Source organism: Archangium lansingense (assembly GCF_026626635.1).
In the GTDB taxonomy this organism is placed as follows: domain Bacteria; phylum Myxococcota; class Myxococcia; order Myxococcales; family Myxococcaceae; genus Archangium; species Archangium lansingense.
In genome coordinates this window covers 13,481,106-13,505,256 of the sequence record NZ_JAPNKA010000001.1, presented here as the reverse complement: position 1 = coordinate 13,505,256, position 24,151 = coordinate 13,481,106, and the positions used below count along the sequence as shown (strand labels likewise).

Here is a 24,151-nt window from a genome sequence, read left to right as displayed (position 1 = left end):
CTCAATCCTGTGACTTCGTAATCAGCCGGTTGATGTGTGAGCCGGGAGTGCAGATTTCATCCGCGAGTTGCTTGAGGGCTGATACCAGCTTGCTCCTGCATTGAGCGATGGACCCGCAGTTCCTCATTGCTCGTTGGAGCCTGTCATATACCTCATCATGGTACTCCTCAGGATGAGGACCCTTGTGGCCCTTGAGGTAGATGAGGTTCTCCTTCGCATCCAGGCTCATCCCCGCCATCTCGAAGAAGTCCTCGAATCGGGGAGTCCACGGGCCACCTCTCAGGTTTGAAATGTCATTCTTGTTGGTGGCGAGATGGTGCCAGCGGTAGCCATCCATCTTCTCGGAGCCATCGGAGCAGGCGCTGCCCGCCGAGGCCGCCGCAGTGCCCGCTGCCACGCCCGCCACGACGACGGTGCCGTCGGCCACCATCTTCACCGCGGAGGCGCCCTCCAGTGTCACCCCCTCGGGCAGGGCGAAGCGTGGAGCGCGCAGCAACGTGGCGAGCCCACCCTCGGGCACCTGGGGCAACCCCCGGGCCACGCCCAGGCTGGCCACCAGCATCAGCACCCGCAGCCCCGTGCCGCCCAGCGCCTTGCCGAAGCGCTCGGCCACTGCCTCGAGCTCCTCGGGAGTCCTCGCGGCCTCGGCTTCCTGGTACAGCCGCACGCACGCCTGGGCCACCCGTGTGAGCTCCAGCACGCCCACCACCAGCGCCAGCCGCAGGGTCAACATCGCCGCGAAGGCCTTGGTGAACACCGGCTCGGGCACCAGCCAGGCGGAGAAGTAGAGGATCACCGAGAGGCCCACACTGGTGAGGAAGACGGGTGAGGTGAACAGCTCGCGCGCCGCCTCGCGGACGCCCGCGCCCATGTAGCGAGGGGATAGCTTCAGGGCCTGGAAGACAGGGCTCGTCTCCAGGGACTCGGGCAGGGGTAGTGGGGACGGACCGAAGCGGGACAACAACTCCTCACGCAGCCGCGACTGCCACCCGCCAGGGAGCGCACCGCCCGGGGCCGTCGAGGCCAGGACGAGCTGGAGCCGGGCTCCGTCCTTGAGTAGTGGGGACGCGTGCACGTCCGCGAGCACCGCCCGGGCCTGCTCCACCCGCAGCCGCTCCAGCGCCGGGTCGGGTGCCACCGGCTCGAAGGAGAGCCTCAGGCCACCTCCGGGCAGTGGACTCGTCCGCACCTGCTTCGGTTCCACCTGCTGGCGCCTGCCCTCGGGCGCTCCGGCCCGGAGAGGTGGCACATGAAGCGGACAGGATGAACCACAGCGCGAGCACCACGCGAGGCACGCCAGGAGCGTTCTTCATACCCCAGCAGCATGCGCGATATCCTGTGTGAGGGGCACTCGAAGCCTCATGTCTCCTCTGGCTTCGCCCGGCGAGCGAACACCCTCACCCTGGGAGGCTTGCCCCCCTTTGAACGACGGGGGGCTCCTCTCCCAGAGGGAGAGGGGATGGCACGAGTGCTCCCCTGGTCACTCTCGCTTCCCCGCTTCGTTCAGCCCTGGGCTTTCTTCCCCCACGCTTCTCCATTGGGAAGATGGCCGAGGCATGCCCGGTTGGTAGCCTCCAGATGCCTATGACCTTCCCCTCCCGCTTCCGCCTCCTCGTCGCGGCCCTGCTCGTCGCCTCCGCTCCCGCGCTCGCCAAGGGGCCCACCCCCGCTTCGCCCCCCGCCAAGGTTGCCTCCCAGCCTCGCGGCAAGGCCCAGGCCGGCTCTCCCTTCACCAGCGTCGAGGGCATCACCGAGTACCGGCTCGACAACGGGCTGCGCGTCCTCCTCTTCCCCGACCCCTCCAAGCCCACCGTCACCGTCAACGTCACCTACTTCGTCGGCTCGCGCCACGAGGGCTATGGCGAGACGGGCATGGCCCATCTCCTCGAGCACCTCCTCTTCAAGGGCACCCCCACCACCCCCAACGTGCCCCAGGCCCTCACCCAGCGCGGCGCCCGCCCCAATGGCACCACCTGGTTGGACCGCACCAACTACTTCGAGACCCTCCCCTCCTCCGACGAGAACCTCCGCTGGGCCCTCTCCTTCGAGGCCGACCGCATGGTCAACAGCTTCATCGCCAAGAAGGACCTCGACAGCGAGATGACTGTCGTGCGCAACGAGCTGGAGCGCGGTGAGAACGATCCCTCGCGCATCCTCTTCCAGCGCGTCATGAGCGCCGCCTTCTCCTGGCACAACTACGGCAAGTCCACCATCGGCAGCCGCGCGGACCTCGAGAACGTCCCCATCGCGCGCCTCCAGGCCTTCTATCGGAAGTACTACCGGCCCGATAACGCCATGCTCGTCATCGCCGGTGCTTTCGAGCCCCAGAAGGCCCTCGCCGAGGTGCAGAAGACCTTCGGCCGTCTGCGCAAGCCCTCCGAGCCCCTCCCCGCTACCTACACCGAGGAGCCCACCCAGGATGGTGAGCGGCTCGTCACCCTGCGCCGCGTGGGGGATGTGAGCGCCCTCGCCGCCGTCTACCACGTGCCCGAGGGTGCTCATCCCGACTTCGCCGCCATCGACGTGCTCACGCACATCCTCGGCAACGCTCCCTCCGGCCGCCTCTACAAGGCCCTCGTCGAGCCCAAGAAGGCCTCCAGCACCAGTGCCTCCAACTTCCAGCTCCACGACCCCGGCGTCCTCGCCTTCTCCGCCGAGGTCCGCGAGGGTCAGTCCCTCGATACCGCTCGCGACACCCTCCTGAAGACGGTCGAGGAGGCCGCCCGCACTCCCTTCACCCAGGACGAGGTGGACCGCGCGAAGACGGCCCTGCTCAAGTACGTGGAGCTCATGCTCAACAACTCGGAGAGCGCCGCCATCCAGCTCTCCGAGTGGGCCGCCATCGGCGACTGGCGTCTGTTCTTCCTCCACCGCGACCGCATCGAGGCCGTCACCGCCGCCGATGTCACGCGCGTGGCCGAGAGCTACCTCAAGTCCTCCAATCGCACCCTCGGCCAGTTCATCCCCACCGCGAAGCCCGAACGCTCCGAGATGCCCGCTCGCGTGGACATCTCCGCCATGCTCGAGGGCTATAAGGGCCGTGGCGAGGTCGCCGTGGGCGAGGCCTTCGACCCGTCCCCCGCCAACATCGAGAAGCGCGTGCAGCGCTCGCAGGCCGCTGGCTTCAAGCTCGCCCTGCTGCCCAAGAAGACGCGCGGCGAGATGGTCAACGTCACCCTCAACCTGCGCTGGGGCACCGAGAAGGCCGTCTGGGGCCGCTCGGACGCCGCCGACTACGCCGGCATGATGCTCATGCGCGGCACGAAGAAGCACACCCGCCAGGAGTTGCGCGACACCTTCGACAAGCTCAAGGCCCGCGTGGGCGTGGATGGCGGTGCCACCGGCGCCAGCGTCTTCATCGAGGCGCCTCGCAAGAACCTCCCCGAGGTGATGAAGCTGGTGGCCGAGGTGCTCCGTGAGCCCGCCTTCGACGCCAAGGAGTTTGCGCTCCTCCGGGAGGAGCGGTTGGCCGCGCTGGAGGCTCAGCGCAGCGAGCCCAACACCCAGGGCCGCATCGCCTTCTCTCGCGCGCTCTCGCCCTACCCCTCGGGCCACCCGTACTACGCGGAGACCCTGGACGAGTCGCTCACTGGCGTGAAGGACACCACCCTGGAGCAGGCTCAGGCCTTCTACCGTGAGTTCTATGGCGCCTCGCAGGGCGAGCTCGCCGCGGTGGGTGACTTCGACGCGAAGGAGCTCGAGCAGCAGGTCTCCGAGCTCTTCGGTGGCTGGAAGAGCCCCGCGCCCTATGCGCGCATCCCCGCGCAGCCGTACAAGGCGGGCACCCAGGCGCTGATGCTGGAGACGCCGGACAAGGCCAATGCGCTGTTCCTCGCGGGCCAGGGGCTCGGCGTGCGTGACGACAACCCGGACTATCCCGCGCTGGTGCTCGGCAACTTCCTGCTCGGCGGTGGCTTCCTCAACTCGCGACTGGCCACGCGCGTGCGCCAGCAGGACGGTCTCTCCTACTCCGTGGGCAGCTCGCTGAGCGCGGGCTCCTTGGATCCCGTGGGCTCGTTCTCCACGTTCGCCATCTACGCGCCGCAGAACGCCGCGAAGCTGGAGACGGCGGTGCGCGAGGAGCTGGAGAAGGTGCTGAGCAAGGGCTTCACCGCGGACGAGCTGGAGAAGGCGCGCGCGGGCCTGCTGGAGTACCGGCGCACGGGCCGCGCGGATGACGGAGGACTGGCGCGCACGCTGGCGTCGTATCTGTATTACGGGCGCACGCTGGAGTTCGACGCGGCCTTCGAGAAGCGCATGAGCGAGCTCAAGGCCGAGGACGTGCGCACGGCGCTCTCGAAGCACCTGGACTGGAAGAAGGTGACGGTGGTCAAGGCCGGCGACTTCGCGGGAGCGGAGAAGAAGGCCAAGGCCCCCGTCTCCACGCCGCCCGCGCCGTAGTCGTCGTCTCGCCCACGGTGGGCACATCCACCGTGGGCGCATCCACCGTGGGCATTTCCCTTGCGGCCATCTCTCCTGCGGCTATTTCCCCTCTCCCCCTGGGAGAGGGACGGGGTGAGGGTAGAGCGGACCCCGGGTTGAGGGGTGGACGTTCGTTGACCTTATCGGATAGGTTGGCCCGCGTCATGCGGAACATCTTACCTCTCCGGTCTGCCCTGCTGCTCGTCCTGATTGCGTCCGTGGCCGTGGCCAAGGGGCGCGACGTCAATGTGCGGAGTATCTACCTTCACGGCAGCCAGAACGAGCGGGTCGAGCAGGTGTACGTGACTCCCGATGTGACAACCGTGCTTCGGTTCGAGCAACCCTGCGTCGCGGCGGGAACGAAGATGGTGGGGTGGGAAGGCCGTTTCGAGCCGGTAGCGTGTGCCGGAAAGAGCGTGTTGATCGTGCCGCTCCAGCGGTTCGAGCCCGAGGACCGTTTCATTCTGGCGGTGATGCTCGCGGATGGGACTGAAGTGCCCTTCACCCTCTTGGGTGCCACAAGGAAAGCAGGAGAGTGGCCAGACCAGCAGGTGAACGTCTTCATCCAACCGGATACCCGCGAAGCACTCCAAGCGCAGCTCAAGGAAACCCGCGAGCGGGAGCGATTGCTCGAGGAATCAGCCTGGCGTCGCTACCAGGAGGACACGGCAGACCACGCGATCGCGAAGCTCCTGGTGTCGGGTGACATCAAGCAGACCTCGCTCGTTCAATGGGAGCAGCGGGTCCTCAAGGGGAGGTCCGCGCGAATCATCGCTCGGGTCTACGGAGGCAAGAGGAAAGCAGCGGTTCTCTTTACCGTGACGAACCGCGACCCCTCCAAGTCCTGGAGTCTGGCAGAGGCCCGCCTGCGGACCATGCGCCCGGGAGAGGACCAGCGCCCCCCCTTCTTGTTTGGCGAAGAGAGACCGTTTGCCTTGCGCGCCGACCGCGACGAGCTCGCCCCGGGCGAGACCGGGACCCTGGCGGTCGTCGTGGACCGGAACGCGTTCGAGACGGAGAGCGGGCTCGTGAAGACCCTCGCTCTGGAGATCTACCGCCAGGATGGCCTGCTGGATGCCCACGTCATCCTGGATCGCCGGCTTGTCCGCGAGTAAGAGCGCCTGACATGCCACCGACCCGAGCACCGCTCTTCCCTTGTGTGGTTCTCCTTCTTTCGACGGCCGGTTGCCCTGCCGGGAGCGTGCTCCTGCGGGCGGACGGTAGCCCCAGCTCGGAGAAGTGCTCGGAAGAAGCCCTGAAGACGATGCGGATTCTTCGCATGCACGTGAGTGACTCCGCGGACGTGGAGCTCGACGCCAATCAGTTCGACGCGAGCCCCATCACGCTCTACGACGGGCCCGTGGAGAGCTTCCTGGTCGGGTCGCTTGGCACGCTCGATCCAGGAACGCGCCTGTATGGACGCGTGTGGACGAGCGGGCCCCTGGTGGTCGTCCGGTATTACGAGGCGAAACCCCCGGACGGAGACACCGTGCCTATCTGTGCGGTGGCGCGGCTCGGCAAGGGTCAACTCGCGAAGCTCCCGGAGTCAAAGCCCGGGACTGCCATTCTCGATTACTCAGGCGCCTCGGTCTTCGTGGTGGACTCGTTCCGCTGAGTCCAATCCGCTCGGGACATTCCGCCTGCGCACGCCCGGCAGCCGTGCACCTTCACTCCGCTAATGCCGTCCCAGCTCCCTGTGCCAGGCCCACAAGGGCCCGCCCACCGCGTATAGATAGGCGCTGGAAACATCCTCGAAGTCCTCCGGGGGAAGCGCGCGGAGGCGCTCGCGCAGGAAGTCCGGGTCGCGGAGCGCCTCGCGGTGCTTCAAGTCGGCGTCCCTCTCCACCACGACAGGCATCACCCGGAGCACGGCCTCCATGCACTCTTCGCGGGTAGCGCGAGCCATGTGCTCCACCGTCAGGGCGAGGTGCTCGCGGACCGGGGCCGGGCCTCCGGGGCACCATGCCTCCAGGGTCTTGCCGTAGATTTCCTCCATGAGCTCGTCCAGCGTGTACTTACTACCGGGCCAGAACGCGTAGCGAGGGCCCTGGAGCACCTCCCAGAAGCGGAGCACCGAGGCGAGCTGGTTCGCCATGTGCACAGCGCTATGCGGCGGGAGCGGAGAGACGGCACGGTAGAGAGCCCCCCACGGAGTGCTCAGGCAGAAGGACTCGAACGCCGCTTCCATGCGTTGCCGCTCCTCCTCCGGGACACCTTCATTCAAGCCCATGAAGACTTCGCCGAACATGTGCAACCACCAGCGGGTGCGGCCCAAGTCGAATTCGCCCCCCGAGCGCACCACCAGCAACTCGCCGGGCAGCACCTGGCGCATCTTCCGGGGCTGGGGAAAGGCACCGGTCTCGAGGTACTCCCGGGCCCACCAGTGGCCCTCGGCTCTCACCTTGCGGAGGATGGCGGCGGTGGTGCCGTGGAGCCACGCTGGAAACTCGAGCACCGGGGACTGGTCCGTGGTCATGGCTTTTCGCGCTACCACAGCAGTCAGATGCCCCTCAAGCGCCAGGCACTTCGCGCGCACCAAGGGCAGCGGACGCCTCCCGTCCGCTTAGCGGCAGTCCACAGGCAGGTAGACCTGGCCCTGGAAGCCCTTGGGGCGTTCGCTCCCTTCATAGGCGGCCCGGATCGCCTGCTCGGCCAGCTCACCGCGCTGTTCAATTTCTTCCCTGGGCAACTCCTCTGCCTTCTGGGCCGCCCGCTCCTTCCAGGAAGCATTGGGCTTCTTGCGCCGGTAGCTCCAACGGTACAGCGTCACTCCGGGCTCTGGCGTGCGCCAGGACAACTGCCAGAGTGCTCCCCCGTTCTCGAATTCGAGGAAGAGAGACCCCTCGAAGCCGGTGCCTCCCACGAGCTTCTTGTCAGGTCCGGCAACCGCATTGAGCGCCGCCAGGTAGCGCTCCGCCTGTTCTGCATGCGCTGGAGCAACTCCCGAGCCTCCTCGGCCTCCGGAGCGTGCAGCTCGATGAGTTGCCGGAGTGCTTCCACATGACGCAGGTGCCTCCTGCGTTGCTCGGCCAGCTCATACGGACGCGGGTGGACCTCCACGGACGCGCCGCTGGCCCCGCTCCAGAGGGGAACCGACCCCCACGAGGACCCCGCCGAGCCGGCGTAGTATCGGGCTCATGCGCGCTTCCCAGAGATCGGCGGGCGCTCCACTCCCTGAAGCTCGGCACGGCTGCGAATCGTTGCTTCCCCGCGTGCGTTGCCGTCCACCGCGTAGGGCACTTCTTCACGGAACGAGATGAAGGCCTCGGGGTCGTCCACCGCGGGGTCGAGCAGCAGCGGGTCTTCCGCCGTCACATCCTCCTTGTGGCTTCGAGCCCGCCGCGCGGGGGCCTGTAAGGGGAAGAGGTTCTTCTTGAACTGCTGATTGCAGAGCGTGCAGGCCAGGAACAGGTTTGCCCACTCGTAGGCGAGCCAGTAGTAACCGGGCCGGTTCAATGACTCGCTTTCCTCCTGGCGCCACCCCGCCTTGGGGCGGAAGTGCTCGACGTCGCCGTAGGAGAGATGAGCGACCTTCGATTCGCAGAAGGCGCATTTGCCGTGCTGTGCTCGCAGGATCGCCTGCTTGACGCTCTCATGGGCGTAGATGCCCGGGTCGAACTCGAATGACTGCTTGCCCTTCTCGTAGCTCCGGGGGGCTCGCGAGTACGCCGTGCTCATGGACCGCCGGGCTCGCTCGCCTTTCGTCCGGAGGATTTCGGGCGGCTCAGCTGGCTTGCGGACGCGAATCACTTCCGGCCATCCCTCATGCGCTCGGCGGCGCGCTGGATGAGGTCGAGGGCTTCGCGTTCGGTCTTCGTCTCTCCCGTGGGCAAGGGACCGATTTTGGATTCCAGTTCCCGCAGTCTGGCTTTGTCCTTGGGCGTCAGCCGGGGTTTGGAGAGGAGCGCGGTCCGCTCCTCGAGGAGTTTCTCGAGCTGGGGAGGCCGGGCCGTCTCCAGCCCGAACAAATCGCTCGTGAGGATCTGATCCACCCGCCAGCCCCGGATGGATTCCACATCGTTGTCGATGACGACGTGATCGCCCTCCCGCTTCAGGATCACGATGTTCGCATCCGTAGCGCTCTGGACGACGAGCGGACTGTGCGCCGTCACGATGAACTGGGTGTTGGGGAAACGCTCGGTCAGGTAGCCGATGAGCTGGCGCTGCCACGTCGGATGCAGGTGGAGATCGATTTCATCGACGAGTACCACCGCCGGTTCGGCCAACGGGTTGGGGCTCTCCGGGTAGCGCTCGAACAGGCGGCTCGCGAGGTCTACCATCCAGGCGATGAGCGTGCGGTATCCCAGGCTCAAGCTCCGCATCGCGACCCACCCGTACGGAGTCTGGACCTCCACCCTGGCCGCCGGGTTACTCGCATCGGGAAGCGCGAAGCGCAGGTCGGTCACCTCGGGGAGAAGGTCGATCAGGAGTTGCTTGATGCGATCGCGCCGCTGTGAGGCTCCGCCCTGTTTGGGTGACTCCTTGCTGGCGGCGTAATCGGCCTGCAAGAGCCACTCTTCCGCGTTCCTCAGCGGTACATCCTCGAAGAAGAGGCTATCGCTGGGATGGGATTTCTTTGGAGTGGATAACGAGCCAGCGCCCATGCGGCGGGTGGCCGCATAGCCATAACACACAAAGGCGTGAATGGGCTCGACGGTACTCCTTGCACCGGTTGGGCCCTTGGGGCTCAACTGATAGTCTATCTGGACTTGGCGTCCATGGGGCTCAACGGCAGTCAGCAGTTGCCCAGCATTGAGCTTGGCGAAAAACCAAGCGTTTTCCGTAGGGTGCCGGACTGGCCACCATGGCAAACGCTCGTTCTGGAGGTATCCCCGGGGGAATAAGGCAGGGCCGCCGAAGAGCTCATCCCTGGCAGGCTCGACGGAGCTGAGTGCTTGGAGCAGGGTCGTCTTGCCCAGGCCGTTGTTGCCGAGAATCACCGTCCATCTCGCCGGGCGCCCCTTTTCATCCGAGAGCTTCAGCGTCTGCTTGGGCCCGAAGCAGCGCACGTTCTCAAGGGTCAACGAAAGGAAGTACACGGGCAGAGGCCGAGCGGGCGTCTGCTTTCGCGAGCCGGCCCGCACACGCTTCGCCTGCTGCGCTCTTCCCCGTGTCTTCGTGGCCATGTCTCTCCTCGAACGGTGTCCACCTCGGCGCCAGACGCGACCGGTGTACCACGGCACTCGCGCCTCGAAGCGGCCCTCGCTCGATGAGCCCCTCTCGCACGAAGGCCCGGCCACCTCCTCGGTGAGCCGGGCCTCTTTACTCCCGTGCTTCTTCCGCGGACGTCCGCGCTACCCGCCCATCTTCTCCATGCGCCGCTGCATCTCCTCGGGCGACACGTCTTCCACGTGCTGCGCGAGCGTCCACTTGTACCCCTCGGGGTCCTCCACCTGCGCCGTCCGGTCCCCGTAGAACTGGTTCTCCAGCGGCCTCACCTGCTTGCCTCCCGCCTTCAGGAAGCGCTCGTTCAGCGCCTCCACGTTCTCCGTGTAGATGCACAGCCCCACCGGCGTGCCGCCAAAGTCCTTCGCGCTCTTGTTGCCCCACTCCGGCATCGAGTCCGCCACCATCAGCCGCGAGTCCCCAATCTGCAGCTCCGCGTGCGCCACCTTCCCTCCCGGCATCGGCAGCCGGTACAGCTCCGTCGCGCCGAGCGCCGCCTTGTAGAACTCGATCGCCTTCGCCGCGTCCCGCAGCGACAGGTACGGCGTCAGGGTGTTGTATCCGTCGGGAATCGCCTTGGGCATGTGTTCTTCTGGGTGAGCCCCCGCTCCATTGCAGGGGGCCGCGAGACTGTGGGGCACTCGGCTCCGGGGCAAGCCTGCTGCCCTCCCCCCTCCGGCCGGTTTCTTGACGCTCCCTCACCTCGGCCGCTACGCGCCGCCCCCGCGCTTCGCCGTCCCTCCCCCCTCCCCTCTTGTGGCCACTAGTGGACACTCCGGGTCCAGGGTATATGGGTGGAACGCACCTGCTTCCGCACACATGTCGGATGAGAAGCCGAGAACATTGTGGGCTGGGGATTTTGACCTTCACGTAAAAATACACTATTACTGCTGTTGGCTGGTGATTCGGCGGGGGGATGCAGCAGGAGAGTCGCAGTCTTCTGAACCTTGAACCTCATCGAACCGGTGTCGGGAACGACCCGTTGGAGTGGAAGCCATGAAGCGCATTTCGGAGCGGATCGAAAAGAACAAGCAGAGCCTGGCGCAGACCGCGTTGATGCTCTTCGTCCAGGACCGCAGCATCGATCCCCGCCGCCGCTTCAGCTTCGTGCCCTGTATGGCCCCGTTCGTGATGGGCTTCTCGGACGTGAACAAGTACGGCCTGCGCGATGACGCCTCCGAGGACCCCGTCCAGCAGCTCATCAACGCGCACACCCGCGAGGACGACCACCACTGGGGCATGTACCTCAAGGACCTGCGCACCCTGGAGCTCAACTCCAGCCTGGACCTCAACGGCGCGCTGCGGATGCTCTGGGGCGAGGACCGCAAGAAGACCCGTCAGACTGTCTACGGGCTGATGGCCCTCATCGAGGACACGCACCCCGGTGTGCGCATGGCCGTGGTGGAGGCCATCGAGGCCACCGGCGATGTGGCCTTCACCCACTTCAGCCAGCTGGCCGACGAGTTCAAGGAGTCCACCGGCCAGGAGCTCTGCTACTTCGGCCACATCCACAAGGAGCTGGAGACGGGCCACGCCATGGGCACCGAGGACATTGAAGCCAAGCTGGAGGAGATTGCCCTCTCCCCCGAGCTGGAGCAGCAGGCCCTGGCGCTCGTGGACAAGGTCTTCGCGCTCTTCGCCAGCATGTTCGAGGAGTGGATGGCCTACGCCCAGCGCGGCACCCAGGTGCAGGTGCGCGCCTCGAACCTCCCGCTGCAGGTTCCCGCTCGCACGCAGCAGCCGCTCAGCGCCTAGGCGCAACCCCCGCCACTCCCCGGGTGCGCCCTACCTCCAGTTGATGGTGTAGGTGCAGTAATCGGCGCCCCGGGAGCGGCACCCCGCGGTCGAGTGCACCAGCGTGGCCGTGGGCTCGAAGCGCTGGGCCATGGCCAGCAGAATCCCCTCGTCGAAGCCGCACGGGTACGGGGTGTCGCACTTGCTGACAATCTGCTTCTTGCCCGCCACGCGCTCGAAGCCGTAGTGGCCGATGCCCTCCAGCATCTGCCCCGTCTGCGGAGAGAAGAGCGCCTTGCCCCCGATGGCGTGGTTCATGTGGTACGCCACGTCCACCGCCTGAAGGGCCGTGTCGATGTTGATGACGCTGGGCGGGAAGAGCGCGTTCTTCGGGATGGCCGAGCCCACCTGCCGCAGCGTGTAGGCGCCAAACTCCTTGGTGATGCGCTCGAAGGCCTTCAGGAAGGGATTGAGCGGATACCACTTGTCCTTCTGGAAGTGGGCCACTCCGTCCTTCTCGGTCCCCAGTCCCGAGTCCAGCAGCACTCGGCTGGCGATCAGGCTGAAGCTTCCAAATCCATCCATGATGGCTTGGAGGTTTGCCCCCAGCACATCGACCTTCGCGAGCTTGTCAGGTGTCCACATCTAGAACGGCCCCTCCGTGACACGGGATGGCACATTCCAGCACTCCCTGGGGTGATTCCCAAATCATGAGACCGAATAGGGCCCGGAGATGGGACGACCCTGGCTTATGCACCCACCCGGGCGGAGTCCACCGGGCGGGATGACGGGCTGCGTCGTGGCTCAGTTGGGCAGCACGGACTTGGGGTGGAGCCCCGCGCCCTCGGAGACCTGCCGGACGAGCGCGGGCTCATCCGCCACCGGGGACTCGAAGCAGGTGGCAATCATGAAGCCCGAGTCCGTGGGGGTGCAGCGCACCACGGCCATGGAGGTGGGGGGCACCTGCAGGTCAGGGATGCTGACCTCGAGCAGCGCGCCCGCCTCGACCCGCAGGTGGGCCATCAGCAGGCAGCCGCCCACCGAGGCATTGAGGACCTCGGCCTCCACCTCCTCGAGGCCGTGGCGCAGCCGGGCCCGGAGCCGCAGGGGGTAGCGCCGGAACTGGCGCCGCTCATGTTCGGACGACATGCGGGATTCTCCTGGGCTGCGGGCCGGAGCGGTTCCGGCGCGGACAGCCTACCCCATCCCCCTGCACGTCACCCGGAAGCGGCTCCCTTCCGTGGGAGCGCGGGCGGGGAGCAGGGCCTTGGCGGCCACCTTCGCACCGCTCCCCGCGCCGCGCGGTCCGCTTCAGGAGACCACGAAGGTGCCGTCTCCCGTCAGGTTCACCTCCGAGTACGTCTCGAGCTGCCGGGTGGTGGGGACAATGAAGCCCGGCGTGCGGGTGGTGATGCCCAGGGTCTTGATGGCCACGCGCTGGTCCTTGCCCGTGATGAGGGCGTTGGGAATCAACACGCTGAAGAGGATTCCCTCGGCGTCCGCCGCGTTCGACTGGAGGACGATGGTCACCAGCGTTCCGATGCCCACGTCCACCTGACGAATCTCGTCGCCGCGCGCGTTCACCTCGCGGCGGCGATCCCGGTAGTGCATGAGCGGGTCACCGGTGATGCTGGTTGTCGAGAAGCTCACGCGAATGTCCTTCCCGCGCAGCTCGAACTGGTTGGGGGCAACGGAAGAAACGGCCCCGCGCTCCGCGATGGGTTCCATCTGGTCCATATGGCTGCCTCTCCTGGCTGGGCGGCGTCCTCCACGAGCGGCGCCGCGGGTTACGCCGAGTCAGAGATGGCTCGCGGGATTCGTGACGGGGGCCGGGCTTCCGAGTCAGCGCTGCCAGAGCAGGCCCAGCTCCAGCCGCAGGGGCGTGAAGGGCTCGGCATGTACCTGTGCCTGGCCGGTGTGCGTGCCCAGCGGCTGCCAGCGGTTGCCCTCCAGGGCGTAGACCTCCAGGGACTGCCGCAGCGGGTCCACCAGCCACAGGTGGCGCACGCCCGCTCGGCCGTAGAGCTTCATCTTCTTCTCTCGGTCCAGAGCCGCCGTGGACGGGGAGAGCACCTCGCAGAGCCAGTCGGGGGCGAGTGTGAAGCCCACCACGTCGGGCATCTCCGGCATGCGCTCCCGGCGCCAGCCCGCGATGTCCGGCACGAGCACGTCCTCGCCGAGGTGCAGCTCGGGCTCGAAGAGGAGCAGCCAGCCGCCCGGGCCTCCCCTCCCCTGGTGGAAGGGGTTGTAGAGCTCTCCATGCAGTGCTGCGTGCGCGAGCGCATGGCGCGAGGCTGGCCGGGGGCTCAGGTACAGCTCGCCGTCCACCAGCTCCGCCACGAGGTGTGGAGGGGCCGCCTCCAGGTCCGCGTAGGTCGCTTTGCGTCTCTGGCCTCCACCCATGTCCCGAGCATGGGCAGCCGGGCGTGCTTCTTCAAGGGGAGTCCAGGGGACGCTGCTGGATTCAGGGTGCATGCGAGAAGACTACACCCTACTTCTGACATCAGGTAGTCCAGAGGGTTCTGAAACGTTGGCCTCGTTCTGGTGTCGTGAACCCTATGCGCTCGTGGTCGGCTGTCTCCCTGCCAGATGGTTCGAGGCCGTGGCTCCCGACCCGGCGGCTTGACGGGCGCATGGGTGCTTCCGTGTGATGTGTCCCCCGTTGTCCAAGTGAATGATTGGAGAAGGTGCAGCTTGTCTCCTCGTCTCAGTGGCCCGTACTCGACGGGCACGCGGCATCGCTCGTGGTCTCTCCTGCTCATTCCGGCGGTTCTCCTGCTCCAGTTCGCATGCGCCACCGACTCGGCTTGGGTCGCGTTCCCGGCCGGCATGGGCCCTCGCCCGGGTGGGGTTGGAAGGCCCCAAGGCGTCCCCTCGCGCTACGAGCAGTCCTGTGCGCTCAGCCCCGCATGCGCGGCTCCCACGGCTAGCGGAGAGCTCGTCGTTCCAACGGTGCACAAGTTGGTGGAAGTGACGCAGGTTGTTCGGGGCCTCATCACCCTCAAGGACTTCCTCGATGAGGCGGACGTGGCCCGTGTCGAGCAGATCCTCGTGGATTGCGTCAAGACGGCGGATTTCCAGGGCAACGAGCGGGAATATGGCCGCGGCAAATCTCCCAGCGATGCCGAGTGCGACCGGGTGGTCGACCATGACAAGAACGGCGAAGAGGTGACGCGTGCCATGCAACTCGGGACGATGAAGCATGCGGTGGCCTTCGCCTGCGTCGAGCAAGCGCTCGGCCCGGAGTTCTCGGGCCACGTCACCCGTGAACCGCGTTACGGCAAGAACCCCTCGACGGGAGAGTACGCTCTCACTGACAAGCTGAAGAGCTCGCTCGTCCCTGATGTCGTTCTGCACTTCATCCGCGACGCCAACAGGATTCAGCTCCTCTACGACTTCTACTTCCCCTGTACCTCGAACAAGAAGAGCAACCCTCTTGGGACGGCGGGGCGGACGCTGCGTGAGAAGTTGGATAAGTACGAGTCCCTCCGGGGACAGAAGCGGCCCGCGCTCGTCACCCCGCAGCTTGGAGTCAGCCGATGACCGGGCTCCCTCCCCGAATCCGTCAGTACCAGCGAGACGTGGTCAGGCTCGTGCTGCACCTGCCCTTCGACCATCATGACCTCGCGGACCGGGTGAGCCGTGCGTTCGAGGTGTACCTACGCGCTGTCGGCACGGGACGGGGAATCTTCTCCGAGTACTCCCTGGGCTACGAGCCCAACCCGTTGCGAGAAGACAGTTGGGAGCGGATCCGTGCCGCGCTCGCCCCTCCTCGTGGGGAACGTTTCCTCGATGACGAGCAGGACGAGGAGTACGTCGAGCGGCGGGTGAAAGCGCAGTGTCAGCGGACCGTCGAGCTGTCGAGCGGCGACGCGAGCGTCAGCGGCCATGGTTTCTTCTACTGGGCCCGCTTGCCCTGGCGTACTCCCGTGCAGGACGAGGTCAGCCTGGTGAGCTTCTCCTGGCCCACGGAGTACCTCGACGAGCATGGCCCCCAGCGGATGCGTGAGTTGGCCCTGGAACTGGCCTCGCTGCTGCCCTTCTCCTCCGGGCACGCGGGGCTCGCCTTCTATTCTCCCAACCTCTCCGGCGCATCCCTGGAGGGGATTCACGAGGAGGCCTTCCGCTATCCGGGGATGGATGTGACTCACGGCAGCAGGTTTCTCGGGCCCCGCGTGGACGGCGTGCACTGGCTCAACTTCCTGGGCCCGCCGGTGCTGGGGGAACTGGGCGCCGCCGCCGGCCTGCGTGCCCGGCTGCATTCCCCTGGAATCACTGTTCAGGAGATGGAACAGGAGCGGGTGCTGGTGTCGTTGGGACTGTGGCCCGAGGCCGGGGATTTGTCTCGGGGCGACAACCTCCCCGCCTACCGTGAGCTCGCGCGCGTGCTGGAGCCCTGGCTGTCCGAGTGCCCCAGGCAGCACTCCTTCCACGGCTCTACCTCCGAGGAGACCCGGCGGTGGTGGCGCCGGTTTCTCGATTGAGGCCACGTTGGTGGGCTTGGGTGTTGCTTCAACCGTGGGGATTCATGGGTCGTCAACGAACTCGTCGTGCAGTTTTTGGAGAAGATCCGAGCGGTTGATGCTCTCCCATGCTTGTCGTGCAGCGGCGACGTGATGACGACGCGCTTCGATGGCGAATGCTAGTCGGGCGAGTTTCCGATGTGTCTGCCCGATGGAAAAAGACTCTGGGATGAGTTCGTAAAGGGAAAGCGATTGCTCAAAGAGGAGCTTGGCTTCCTTGGCCTGCGAGAGTGCAAGGGCGATGTCGCCCAGACACTGGAGGCAGTTGGCTCTCCCGAGTACATCTCCTACCTGAGCGTAGAGGGTCAGTGCTTTCACACACTTGCGTTGAGCTTCCTCAGGCTGCGAGAGCGCAAGGGCGACGTCGCCCAGGCTCTGGATACAGTTGGCCTGCCCGAGTACGTCCCCTACCTGCTCGTAGAGGCGCAATGCCTCCTCATACCTGCGCCGCGCCTCCTCGTGCTGCGAGCGCATAAATGCGATGTCGCCCAGGCTCCTAATGCAGTTGGCCCTCCCGAGCACATCACCCACCTGCTCATAGAGAGGCAGCACCTCCTCGTACCTGAGCCGTGCCTCCTCATACTGCGAGCGTGAAAGGGCAATGTTGCCCAGGCTTCTGATGCAGTTGGCCCGCCCGAGCACGTCCCCCATCTGCTCATAGAGGGGTAGCACCTCCTCGTGTTTGCGCCGCGCCTCCTCATACTGCGAGCGTGAAAGGGCAATGTCGCCCAGGCTCTTGATGGCGTTGGCCCGTCCATGCACGTCCCCCACCTGGTCGTAGAGGAGAACTGATTCCTCGTACCTGCGCCGCGCCTCTTCATACTGTGAGCGCGACAGGGCAATGTCGCCCAGGCTGAGGGTACAGTTTGCTGCGCGTATGACATCCCCCTTTTGTTGGGCTGAACTGCGGGCTTCTTGAAGCACTCGCGCAGAGCCATGCCCGGAGAATCGCATGAAGGTGGACAAGGCCAGCGCGGCATCGATAGAGACCGCAGTTTTCTGCCCACCCAACTCTGCTTCAACAAACCTCTCGATGTTTGTTATCTCGTTGATGAGGAGGTTCACTGCCGCGTCTCCTCCTCTGCGGCCCACCTTCTTCCCGTGCGCCGAAGGCAGCCCGAGGTAGTAGGTGCTCATGCGCTCAAGGTCCTCCGGCCTTGGAGGCCGCGAGCGCTGTACGCGTTCGCGAATGGGCGTCAGCATTCGCAGACGTTCCTGCTCGAAAGATGCGAGCCCGATTTTGGAGAGCACCTGCGCAGCCCCGAGCCCCAGGCCCGGAAGGAGGCGATCCAAATCCTCCTGCGCCATCCCTCCAGGCAACCACGCCAGCATCGACAGCAGCCGTCTGGCTTCCTCTGTCATGCGCGGGCCCTTGACGGAGACCTCGAGCGAGGTGGCGAGGCTGGATTGTGCATCGGGCCTGCCCTGCCGTTCGTAGAGCGCCGCTCGCTCACGTTTCCAGAGCTGCCAGCTGTTCTCGAGCGAGGAGCCCTCCGCCGTCAGGGCGAGCAGCTTGATGGCGAGTGGGAGTCCATCTTGTTCGCTCAATAGCTGCACGAGGAGCGGAGCATTCCGGTCGACCTGCCAGGCGATGGAGCAGAAGAGCTCGCGAGCCGCCTCTGTATCGAGTCGCGTCACCTCGATGGTTGTGCTGCTTCGTGGCAGGTAGGGCCGCTCCCGGCCTCGTACGGAACAGATGAGCGCCAGTCCTGGAATGTCACCCAGTTCGGCCAGCAGGGCCTCCGTTCCGGTGCGATCCGCTTCCCAGGGGGTCTCGACGTTGTCGAGCACGAGCAGCGCTGGAGCCCCTCGCAGAGCGTGTTTCACTGCTTCCCACAGGTGGGTCTCCGATTTGATGCCGAGGGCCGCTGCCACGGCGCTGACCACCATGTCCTTTGAGGTGGCGCCATCGAGCCAGACGAAGTAGCGGCGGCTTCCGTACCGCTGGGCCACCTCGGGGTCGTGGTACGCCTCGATCGTCAGGGTGCTCTTGCCGATGCCCGGAGGTCCGAGCACCATCGTCGGGCGTGGCTCGTTGGCCAGTACCGCCGAGACGAGCCGGTGCGTCAGCTCCTCGCGGCCGAAGCAGTCCCTCCGCGTCGGGGGGGCCGCCGGTGCCGCTGTGCTGACAGGAGCAGGAGCAGCGGGAGTGCTCGTGGTGGTTCCCCGTGGGGAGCTGGCGAAGTCCTCGGGTTTGAAGAGCGGCCTCCGCGTCTGGTCGAGCTCCGCGAGGCTCCTCATCCGTGCACCGGCCTTCTCCCAGATGGCCGCGAAGGCACTCTCAATCGCGGGCTGCGGGCCGTGGCGGACGACGATGTCGTCGAACTCCTCGACGTGCTTCTTCTTCTTGTTCGCGTCGAGGAAGGCGACCTCGTAGGCGTCCTTGACGCGCTTCACGGCGAGGGCACCTGACTCGTAGCGCACATCCTGCCGTATCAGCCACGAGGCCAGGAACCGGTTGAGAATGCTGGCTCCCGCGCTCAGGGGGAACTCGTCCCGGCCGTTGAGGACGGCCGTGGTGTCCTCTCGTAGGTCCTTCCGGAGGCGCTCATCGAGCTCCTTGGGGACCGGAAGTCCCTTGTAGTGCCGGAAGAAATCCCGCTCCTGAAGCTGGCCCTTGAGGAAGGAGTCCTCCAGCTTCAGCAACTCCCTCCTCGCCTCTTCCAATGAGGCATCCTGGAGGTACTTCTCGACGATTCGCTCGTGACGGAAGTCCCGGAGGCGGACGCGAAGCAGGTCAATCAGCCCCCCGTCTCCCGTTCCCGAGATGAGATACCGCTTGGGCTTGTGTGGCGCTTGCAGGAGACGATCCAGGTCGTCGTTGGCCCAGTACGCCCGGTAGGGAGCTCCCTTCAGCTTCTTCTCCGAGCCGAAGCCCACCGCCAGGATGACGGCGTCGAACTCTCCCTCGTCGAAGTGCTTCGTGTTCCATGTGAGCCTGCGCCTGGGACCAGTACCGGCTGGAATCTGGAGTCTCCGAACCCCCCGGTGGACCTTGATGCCATACCGCTGCTCCAGTGGCGCCCACTGCGCGAGGAGCCGCTCCGCCACGCTCCCTGCGACGTCCGCCTCCCAATCGAGCACCGGTAGATTCGCGCGCTTCTCCTCCGAGCCCTCTTTGGGCCAGTCATAGATGTAGGGGTGGAGCCAGCGCTGCCGGTTGTTGCGGAACATGGGCAGCAGGTCGTGCGACTCCTCGAACAGAGTGACCTTGCTCCCACGGATGGCGGCTCCCGCCGCGGCCGTCAGCCCCGCAGCGCCCCCTCCGATGACCGCCAGCGCCGAGCCTTCCTTCTGCTTCTCCTCGGCGAAGAGCGCGTGGATGAGGTTGAGGGCTCGGACCTGCTGGGTGTAGAGCGTGATGCGCCGCTCGAAGCACCCGAGAACGTAGACTCCGGGTTCCTCGCGGACGGCCATCTGCTGGAGGATGTCGTGCGTCGTGAGCATGCCCTCTTCTCCGAGGAGGGACGCTACCAGACGCCCCCAGGCGGATCCTCCAGCCTGGTTGTCTTCAGCTCGCTCCACGCCTTCCAAAAGGTGTCCGACTGTTGGACACCTTTGTCTGGAGCGCGCGGCTAGCGCGACTGCTGCGTCTGGTTCGCCGCGGCCTTCTCGTCCTCAATCAGCTGTCCACTCGCCGCCGTCGCCGCCCCGAGCAGCGACGCTCTCGTCTGCGCGTCCTTCGGCTCGCACACGCACCCGGCCGAGCTGCTGATGATGACCATCGCCGTGAGCTTCATCCCCAACGCCTCGCAGTGCGATGCGCACTCGGTGGCGCGCTCCCTCGAGACCGAGCCATAGGTGGCCCTCGCCGTGGTGCAGCCAACGGACAGCAGACAGAGCAGCGGCAGAAGTTTGTTTCGCATGTCCGCCCTTCTCTTCGGGCCGGCTCGTACCGTCAAGGCTGGGCCTGGCGCTCCCAGTCCCTACTTGCTCGAATTCGACGGATAAGGGCCAGCCCCCAGGACCCCCCGTCGGGTGCGGCCTTCCGGAACAGGGGGTGCTATAGCCCGCTCCGTCCTCCGTCTCGCAGGGAAGGAAGTCATGAGCACCGCTCCCCAGTCCTCCATCACGCCCGCCTCCGATTCCTCCGCGCCGCGAGGGGGCTCGGGCGCCATGTTCGACATGATCGCCCCGCGCTATGACCTGCTCAACCGGTTGATGTCCTTCGGCGTGGATCAGCGCTGGCGCAACAAGACGGTGGACGCGCTCGAGCTCAAGCCCGGTGCCCGCGTGCTCGACCTGGCCACCGGCACCGCGGACCTGGCCCTCAAGGTGCTCCAGCGTCACCCGGACACGAAGGTGGTGGGCGTGGACCCCTCCGAGCGCATGCTCGAGGTGGGCCGGAGCAAGGTGGCCGCCAAGGGGCTCACCCGCGTGTGCGAGCTGCAGGTGGGTGACGCGCAGCAGCTCCCCTTCGAGGACAAGAGCTTCGACGGGCTGTGCATGGGCTTCGGCATCCGCAACGTGCCGGACCGCGCCCGCGCCCTCCGCGAGATGGCTCGCGTGGTCCGGCCCGATGGGCGCATCGCCATCCTCGAGTTGGGCGAGCCTCGCAAGGGTCTGCTCGGGCCCCTGGCTCGCTTCCAGATTCGCACCGTGGCGCCCTTCCTGGGCCGGCTGCTGTCCGGCGCCCGCGAGTACCGCTACCTCCAGCAGTCCATCTCCACCTTCCCCGAGCCCGAGGTGTTCGCCGGCATCATGCGCGACTCGGGTCTCGAGGTTCTGCGCGTCACGCCGCTCACCTTCGGCGTGTGCTGTCTGTACGTGGCTCGGCCGCGCTGAGCCTCGCGGCCCTGTTCGCCGCTCCAGTCAGCAGTCGCTCGCGGTTCGACAGTGACAGCGCGCCTGGAGCCGGCGCGCGTGCTCCTTAAGGAAGAAGACGTTTGGGGTGACGTCCTGGCAGCGGCTCGGCGGGGGACCTGTACGCGTGGGGGGAGGCGCAGTGTAGCGTCCACTCTCGGTACCGCACGCGGAAGGGGGGGCTGATTCATGTCCGTCGTCTGGCGGTTCGTCGTCCTCGTCCTCTCATTGATGCTGCTCGCGCCAGACGCGGTGGCCCGGGGGACTCCGGCGGACAGGCCCATGCGGGTGGTCTTCCTCGACAGTCTGGTGCCGGGCAATCCCTGGCGGCAGAACGTCCTGGCGGCCATGCGGGCCGCCGCGCGGGACCTGGGCATCGACTTCATCCACCAGCCCGTTGGCCACTGGCCGGGGGATATCCTCGAGCGGGCGCGCGAGGTGATGACCGGGCCCGGCAAGCCGGACTACGTCCTCCTCTCGATTCACCGGGGCGTTGGCCCCCGCCTCCTCGAGATCGCCGAGGAGAAGCGCGTCCCCGTCTTCGTCATCAACGCCGGGCTGCTGCCCGCGGACGTGGTGCGCTTCGGCGGACCTCGCGGGCACTTCCCGCACTGGCTCGGCCAGATGCTGCCGGACGAGAAGCACGCCGGCCAGGTGTTGGCCCGGCTCCTCCTCGAGGCCGCCACCCGGGGCCGCCCTCCCGGGGCTCCCGTGGGACTCGTCGCCCTCCAGGGGCAGTTCGGAGATGGCTCCTCGCTGGGGCGCACCGCGGGGCTGCGCCAGGCCGTGGTCGGGTGGGACGGCGCCGTGCTCCTCCAGGAGGTCTCGGCTTCCTGGCGGGAGGACGTGGCGCTGAGCAAGATGCGCCTGCTGCTGCGCCGCTACCCGGAGCTCCGGGTCATCTGGTCCGCCAACGACAGCATGGCGCTGGCCGCCCTGCGCGCCGTGGAGGAGGTCGGCCGCCACCCCGGCCAGGACGTCCTGGTGGGTGGCATCGACTGGACACCCCGCGCCCTCCAGGCCGTGCGCGAGGGCCGCATGGTGACGACGCTCGGTGGCCACTTCCTCGAGGGCGCGTGGGCCCTGGTGCTGCTTCACGACCACCACCATGGACGCGATTTCGTCTCCGAGGGGCTCGACTGGCGCACGACGCAGGCCCCCGTCTCGCGCGACAACGTGGAGGCCGTCCTCCGCTTCCTCGGCGAGGGAGACTGGGAGTCCATCGACTTCCGCGCCTTCTCCAAGGTGGCCAACCCCTCGCTGACTCACTACGACTTCTCCCTCCGAGCCCTGTTCGCTCAGCGGCACCTCCGCTTCCCGGACCACCTCCTGGATGTGTATGGATTCGCGCGCCCCGTCCCCTCCGAGCGCAAACCCTGAGGCCGTGGCTCCTCCTCGCTCCAGGCGCTCCTCGCGGGGGTGGTGGTTGAGTCCCGACAACCGGCTCGGCCGCCGGCTGCTCGTCGCCATCATGCTCTTCAGTGCTGTGGTCAGCCTCGCCAGCACCACCGTGCAGCTCGTCGCCGACTACCAGAGCGAGGTCCACGCCCTGGAGGCGCGGTTGGAGCAGATCCGCTCCAGCTACGCCCAGGGCCTCGCGCAGAGCCTCTGGTCGCTCGACGAGGAGCCGCTGCGCATCCAGCTCGAGGGGATTACGACCCTGCCGGACATCGTCCAGGCCCAGGTGGACAGCTCCTTGGGCACCCACTACGTGGCGGGTCAATCGCCTCCCCCGGGGAAGGCGCTGGAGCGCTCCATTCCGCTGCACCACGGGCAGCGCTTCCTGGGGACGCTCCGGGTGCGCGCCACCCTGGATGACATCTACTCGCGCCTGTGGGACCGGGTGCTCATCATCCTCGCCACCCAGGCCGCCAAGACGTTCCTCATCGCCCTGTTCGTCCTCTTCATCGTCCAGCGCATGGTGACGCAGCACCTGGCCACCATGGCGGCCTACACGCGCGGGCTCAATCCGGCGCACCTGAGCTCGCCCCTGGTGCTGCACCGCGGGGAGCGCGAGGGCGCCCTCCACGATGAGCTCGATGAGGTGTGCTCGGCCATCAACGAGATGCGCGAGTCGCTGCGCCAGGAGCTGGACGTGCGCCAGCGCTCCGAGGCCGCCAATGCCTTCCTGGCCCAGGCTGGCGAGGTCCTCCTCGCCTCGCTGGATTTGGAGAAGGTGCTGCCGCGTGTGGCCTCGCTGTGTGTGGGCCAGCTCTGCGACTGGTGCATCATTGATCTGAATGAGGACGGAGAGGTGCGTCGGGTGAGCGGAGCGCACGCGGACGCGGCGAAGCGGCCCCTGCTCGAGGAGCTGCAGCGTCGCTACCCACCCGGCCCCGGCTCGAGGTCCCTTCCGGGCATCGTTGTGCGCACGGGCCAGTTGAGTCTGGAGCCCCACGTCACCGAGGAGAAGCTGCGCGCCATGTGCGCGGATGAGGAGCACTTCCGGCTGGCGCGGGCGCTCGGCATCCAGAGCCTGCTGGTGGTGCCGCTGGTGGCCCGAGGCGCTCCGCTGGGTGCCATCTCACTCGTCTCGGCCACGCCGGAGCGCTACGGGCCCGCCGAGCTCGCCCTGGCTCAGGAGCTGGCACGCCGCGCCGCCATCGCCATCGACAACGCGCGGCTGTGGCGGCAGTCCGAGCAGGCCATCCGCCTGCGTGACGTCTTCCTCGCTGTGGCCGCGCACGAGCTGCGCACTCCCCTGCTGCCGCTGCAACTGCGCCTGCAGAGCCTGCTGCGGCGCGCCCGGAGCGGGGCCTCCGTGGAGCTGCCCCGGCTCTTGGACGAGGTGGTCTCCGCCGAGCGGCAGACGCGGCAGTTGGGGCAGTTGGTGGACCAGCTGTTGGACGTGTCCAACCTCAGCGCGGGCTACCCGTTGGAGCTGCGCCGCCAGCGGGTGGACCTGGGCGAGCTGGTGGCCGGTGTGCTGGAGGGGATGCAGCAACAGGTGGCAGCCAGTGGCTCCGAGGTACGGCGCGAGCTGGGCACGGCGGCCGTGGGCTGGTGGGACGCGCGGCGACTGGCGCAGGTGGTGACGGGCCTGCTGCACAACGCGCTGAAGTTCGGACAGGGCCGCCCCATCGACGTGCGCGTGACGTCGCGGGAGGGCTCGGTGCTCCTGGTGGTGCGGGACCACGGCCTCGGTATGTCGGAGAGCGAGACGGAGCGCATCTTCGAGCGCTTCGACCGAGGGGTGCCGGAGCGGCACTATGGCGGGCTGGGGCTCGGGCTCTACCTGGCGCGGCGACTGGTGGAGGCCCACGGAGGAAGCATCTCCGTCGAGAGCCACCCGGGCGAGGGCTCCACCTTCACGGTGGTGCTGCCGCTGGGTGAGGCCCCGGGCGTGGCGAGCGGCTCGAACGCTGTGGGTTGAGGGGCCTTCCGGGCGCGCGAGTCGCCAACTGGTCCGACCATCGGACCAGTTGCTCGAGCTCGGGCCCGGAGGGTCTCCCCTCCTCTGCTCCCTCCCTCGCGGAAAGGGAGCCCGCGCCTCACTTGGCTTG

20 protein-coding genes and 1 pseudogene are annotated in these 24,151 nt (G+C 66.9%); 9 read left to right on the top strand and 12 right to left on the bottom strand.

Annotation, left to right across the window (positions count from 1 at the left end):
* Window position 1 precedes the first annotated feature (1 nt).
* Window positions 2–1,313: pseudogene (locus tag OV287_RS54700) on the bottom strand (AHH domain-containing protein).
* Window positions 1,314–1,584: 271 nt separating this feature from the next.
* Here OV287_RS54700 and OV287_RS54695 point away from each other — a divergent pair.
* The 3 genes from OV287_RS54695 to OV287_RS54685 all read left to right on the top strand — a co-directional run bounded on the left by OV287_RS54695 (window position 1,585) and on the right by OV287_RS54685 (window position 6,037).
* Window positions 1,585–4,401, top strand: a complete 2,817-nt coding sequence (locus OV287_RS54695) for a M16 family metallopeptidase (protein WP_267542047.1) — start codon at window positions 1,585–1,587, stop codon at window positions 4,399–4,401.
* Window positions 4,402–4,586: 185 nt separating this feature from the next.
* Window positions 4,587–5,537 carry a DUF2381 family protein gene (locus tag OV287_RS54690; protein ID WP_267542046.1) on the top strand — a complete coding sequence of 317 codons (951 nt, stop codon included), beginning with the start codon at window positions 4,587–4,589 and terminating at the stop codon, window positions 5,535–5,537.
* Window positions 5,538–5,686: 149 nt separating this feature from the next.
* Window positions 5,687–6,037 carry a hypothetical protein gene (locus tag OV287_RS54685; RefSeq protein ID WP_308809817.1) on the top strand — a complete coding sequence of 117 codons (351 nt, stop codon included), beginning with the start codon at window positions 5,687–5,689 and terminating at the stop codon, window positions 6,035–6,037.
* 60 nt (window positions 6,038–6,097) lie between these two features.
* Here the strand turns inward: OV287_RS54685 and OV287_RS54680 are convergent, their stop codons facing one another.
* From OV287_RS54680 to OV287_RS54660, 5 genes are all read right to left on the bottom strand, one after another.
* A complete protein-coding gene (locus tag OV287_RS54680; RefSeq protein ID WP_267542044.1) occupies window positions 6,098–6,898 on the bottom strand; it encodes a hypothetical protein in 801 nt (266 codons plus the stop codon).
* A gap of 87 nt (window positions 6,899–6,985) precedes the next feature.
* Window positions 6,986–7,285: a hypothetical protein gene (locus tag OV287_RS54675; RefSeq protein WP_267542043.1), complete on the bottom strand. Its 300-nt coding sequence runs from the start codon at window positions 7,283–7,285 to the stop codon at window positions 6,986–6,988.
* Between the two features lie 272 nt (window positions 7,286–7,557).
* The gene (locus tag OV287_RS54670; protein ID WP_267542042.1) at window positions 7,558–8,100 is read right to left on the bottom strand and encodes an HNH endonuclease family protein; all 543 of its coding nucleotides are present in this window, start codon (window positions 8,098–8,100) and stop codon (window positions 7,558–7,560) included.
* 68 nt (window positions 8,101–8,168) lie between these two features.
* Window positions 8,169–9,548, bottom strand: a complete 1,380-nt coding sequence (locus tag OV287_RS54665; RefSeq protein WP_267542041.1) for an AAA family ATPase — start codon at window positions 9,546–9,548, stop codon at window positions 8,169–8,171.
* Between the two features lie 168 nt (window positions 9,549–9,716).
* Entirely contained in the window at window positions 9,717–10,172 is a 456-nt protein-coding gene (locus OV287_RS54660) for a VOC family protein (protein WP_267542040.1), read from the bottom strand.
* A 412-nt stretch (window positions 10,173–10,584) separates the two neighbouring features.
* Between OV287_RS54660 and OV287_RS54655 the strand changes: the two genes are divergently transcribed.
* Window positions 10,585–11,343, top strand: coding sequence for a hypothetical protein (locus OV287_RS54655; RefSeq protein WP_267542039.1), 759 nt, complete (start codon window positions 10,585–10,587; stop codon window positions 11,341–11,343).
* 30 nt (window positions 11,344–11,373) lie between these two features.
* Here the strand turns inward: OV287_RS54655 and OV287_RS54650 are convergent, their stop codons facing one another.
* The 4 genes from OV287_RS54650 to OV287_RS54635 form a co-directional block, all read right to left on the bottom strand.
* Window positions 11,374–11,967 carry a hypothetical protein gene (locus OV287_RS54650; RefSeq protein ID WP_267542038.1) on the bottom strand — a complete coding sequence of 198 codons (594 nt, stop codon included), beginning with the start codon at window positions 11,965–11,967 and terminating at the stop codon, window positions 11,374–11,376.
* A 159-nt stretch (window positions 11,968–12,126) separates the two neighbouring features.
* Entirely contained in the window at window positions 12,127–12,471 is a 345-nt protein-coding gene (locus tag OV287_RS54645; protein ID WP_267542037.1) for a PilZ domain-containing protein, read from the bottom strand.
* A 162-nt stretch (window positions 12,472–12,633) separates the two neighbouring features.
* A complete protein-coding gene (locus OV287_RS54640) occupies window positions 12,634–13,059 on the bottom strand; it encodes a hypothetical protein (RefSeq protein WP_267542036.1) in 426 nt (141 codons plus the stop codon).
* Window positions 13,060–13,164: 105 nt separating this feature from the next.
* On the bottom strand, window positions 13,165–13,725 hold the full coding sequence (locus OV287_RS54635; RefSeq protein ID WP_267542601.1) for a Uma2 family endonuclease: 561 nt from the start codon (window positions 13,723–13,725) through the stop codon (window positions 13,165–13,167).
* Window positions 13,726–14,016: 291 nt separating this feature from the next.
* Here OV287_RS54635 and OV287_RS54630 point away from each other — a divergent pair, with 291 nt between their 5' ends.
* Both OV287_RS54630 and OV287_RS54625 read left to right on the top strand, forming a co-directional pair.
* The gene (locus OV287_RS54630) at window positions 14,017–14,865 is read left to right on the top strand and encodes a hypothetical protein (protein ID WP_267542035.1); all 849 of its coding nucleotides are present in this window, start codon (window positions 14,017–14,019) and stop codon (window positions 14,863–14,865) included.
* On the top strand, window positions 14,862–15,806 hold the full coding sequence (locus tag OV287_RS54625) for a type VI immunity family protein (protein WP_267542034.1): 945 nt from the start codon (window positions 14,862–14,864) through the stop codon (window positions 15,804–15,806). Before OV287_RS54630 ends, OV287_RS54625 begins: the two co-directional genes overlap by 4 nt.
* 42 nt (window positions 15,807–15,848) lie before the next feature.
* Here the strand turns inward: OV287_RS54625 and OV287_RS54620 are convergent, their stop codons facing one another.
* Entirely contained in the window at window positions 15,849–19,292 is a 3,444-nt protein-coding gene (locus tag OV287_RS54620) for a tetratricopeptide repeat protein (protein ID WP_267542033.1), read from the bottom strand.
* A 128-nt stretch (window positions 19,293–19,420) separates the two neighbouring features.
* Entirely contained in the window at window positions 19,421–19,711 is a 291-nt protein-coding gene (locus OV287_RS54615; protein WP_267542032.1) for a hypothetical protein, read from the bottom strand.
* Between the two features lie 178 nt (window positions 19,712–19,889).
* Between OV287_RS54615 and ubiE the strand changes: the two genes are divergently transcribed.
* The 3 genes from ubiE (at window position 19,890) to OV287_RS54600 (ending at window position 24,021) form a co-directional block, all read left to right on the top strand.
* On the top strand, window positions 19,890–20,630 hold the full coding sequence (ubiE, locus tag OV287_RS54610; RefSeq protein WP_267542031.1) for a bifunctional demethylmenaquinone methyltransferase/2-methoxy-6-polyprenyl-1,4-benzoquinol methylase UbiE: 741 nt from the start codon (window positions 19,890–19,892) through the stop codon (window positions 20,628–20,630).
* 207 nt (window positions 20,631–20,837) lie between these two features.
* Window positions 20,838–22,028, top strand: a complete 1,191-nt coding sequence (locus OV287_RS54605) for an ABC transporter substrate-binding protein (RefSeq protein ID WP_267542030.1) — start codon at window positions 20,838–20,840, stop codon at window positions 22,026–22,028.
* A 46-nt stretch (window positions 22,029–22,074) separates the two neighbouring features.
* Window positions 22,075–24,021 (top strand): ATP-binding protein, encoded by a 1,947-nt coding sequence (locus OV287_RS54600; protein ID WP_267542029.1) that lies wholly within the window; start codon window positions 22,075–22,077, stop codon window positions 24,019–24,021.
* Window positions 24,022–24,151: the final 130 nt, after the last annotated feature.

Bases quoted from the DNA above. Each gene is read 5' to 3' on its own strand.
- OV287_RS54655 (WP_267542039.1), top strand. From the start codon at position 10,585: ATGAAGCGCATTTCGGAGCGGATCGAAAAGAACAAGCAGAGCCTGGCG.
- OV287_RS54670 (WP_267542042.1), bottom strand. From the start codon at position 8,100: ATGAGCACGGCGTACTCGCGAGCCCCCCGGAGCTACGAGAAGGGCAAG.
- OV287_RS54645 (WP_267542037.1), bottom strand. From the start codon at position 12,471: ATGTCGTCCGAACATGAGCGGCGCCAGTTCCGGCGCTACCCCCTGCGG.
- OV287_RS54685 (WP_308809817.1), top strand. From the start codon at position 5,687: ATGCGGATTCTTCGCATGCACGTGAGTGACTCCGCGGACGTGGAGCTC.
- OV287_RS54660 (WP_267542040.1), bottom strand. From the start codon at position 10,172: ATGCCCAAGGCGATTCCCGACGGATACAACACCCTGACGCCGTACCTG.
- OV287_RS54690 (WP_267542046.1), top strand. From the start codon at position 4,587: ATGCGGAACATCTTACCTCTCCGGTCTGCCCTGCTGCTCGTCCTGATT.
- OV287_RS54640 (WP_267542036.1), bottom strand. From the start codon at position 13,059: ATGGACCAGATGGAACCCATCGCGGAGCGCGGGGCCGTTTCTTCCGTT.
- ubiE (WP_267542031.1), top strand. From the start codon at position 19,890: ATGAGCACCGCTCCCCAGTCCTCCATCACGCCCGCCTCCGATTCCTCC.
- OV287_RS54635 (WP_267542601.1), bottom strand. From the start codon at position 13,725: ATGGGTGGAGGCCAGAGACGCAAAGCGACCTACGCGGACCTGGAGGCG.
- OV287_RS54650 (WP_267542038.1), bottom strand. From the start codon at position 11,967: ATGTGGACACCTGACAAGCTCGCGAAGGTCGATGTGCTGGGGGCAAAC.
- OV287_RS54605 (WP_267542030.1), top strand. From the start codon at position 20,838: ATGTCCGTCGTCTGGCGGTTCGTCGTCCTCGTCCTCTCATTGATGCTG.
- OV287_RS54680 (WP_267542044.1), bottom strand. From the start codon at position 6,898: ATGACCACGGACCAGTCCCCGGTGCTCGAGTTTCCAGCGTGGCTCCAC.
- OV287_RS54665 (WP_267542041.1), bottom strand. From the start codon at position 9,548: ATGGCCACGAAGACACGGGGAAGAGCGCAGCAGGCGAAGCGTGTGCGG.
- OV287_RS54625 (WP_267542034.1), top strand. From the start codon at position 14,862: ATGACCGGGCTCCCTCCCCGAATCCGTCAGTACCAGCGAGACGTGGTC.
- OV287_RS54615 (WP_267542032.1), bottom strand. From the start codon at position 19,711: ATGCGAAACAAACTTCTGCCGCTGCTCTGTCTGCTGTCCGTTGGCTGC.
- OV287_RS54620 (WP_267542033.1), bottom strand. From the start codon at position 19,292: ATGCTCACGACGCACGACATCCTCCAGCAGATGGCCGTCCGCGAGGAA.
- OV287_RS54695 (WP_267542047.1), top strand. From the start codon at position 1,585: ATGACCTTCCCCTCCCGCTTCCGCCTCCTCGTCGCGGCCCTGCTCGTC.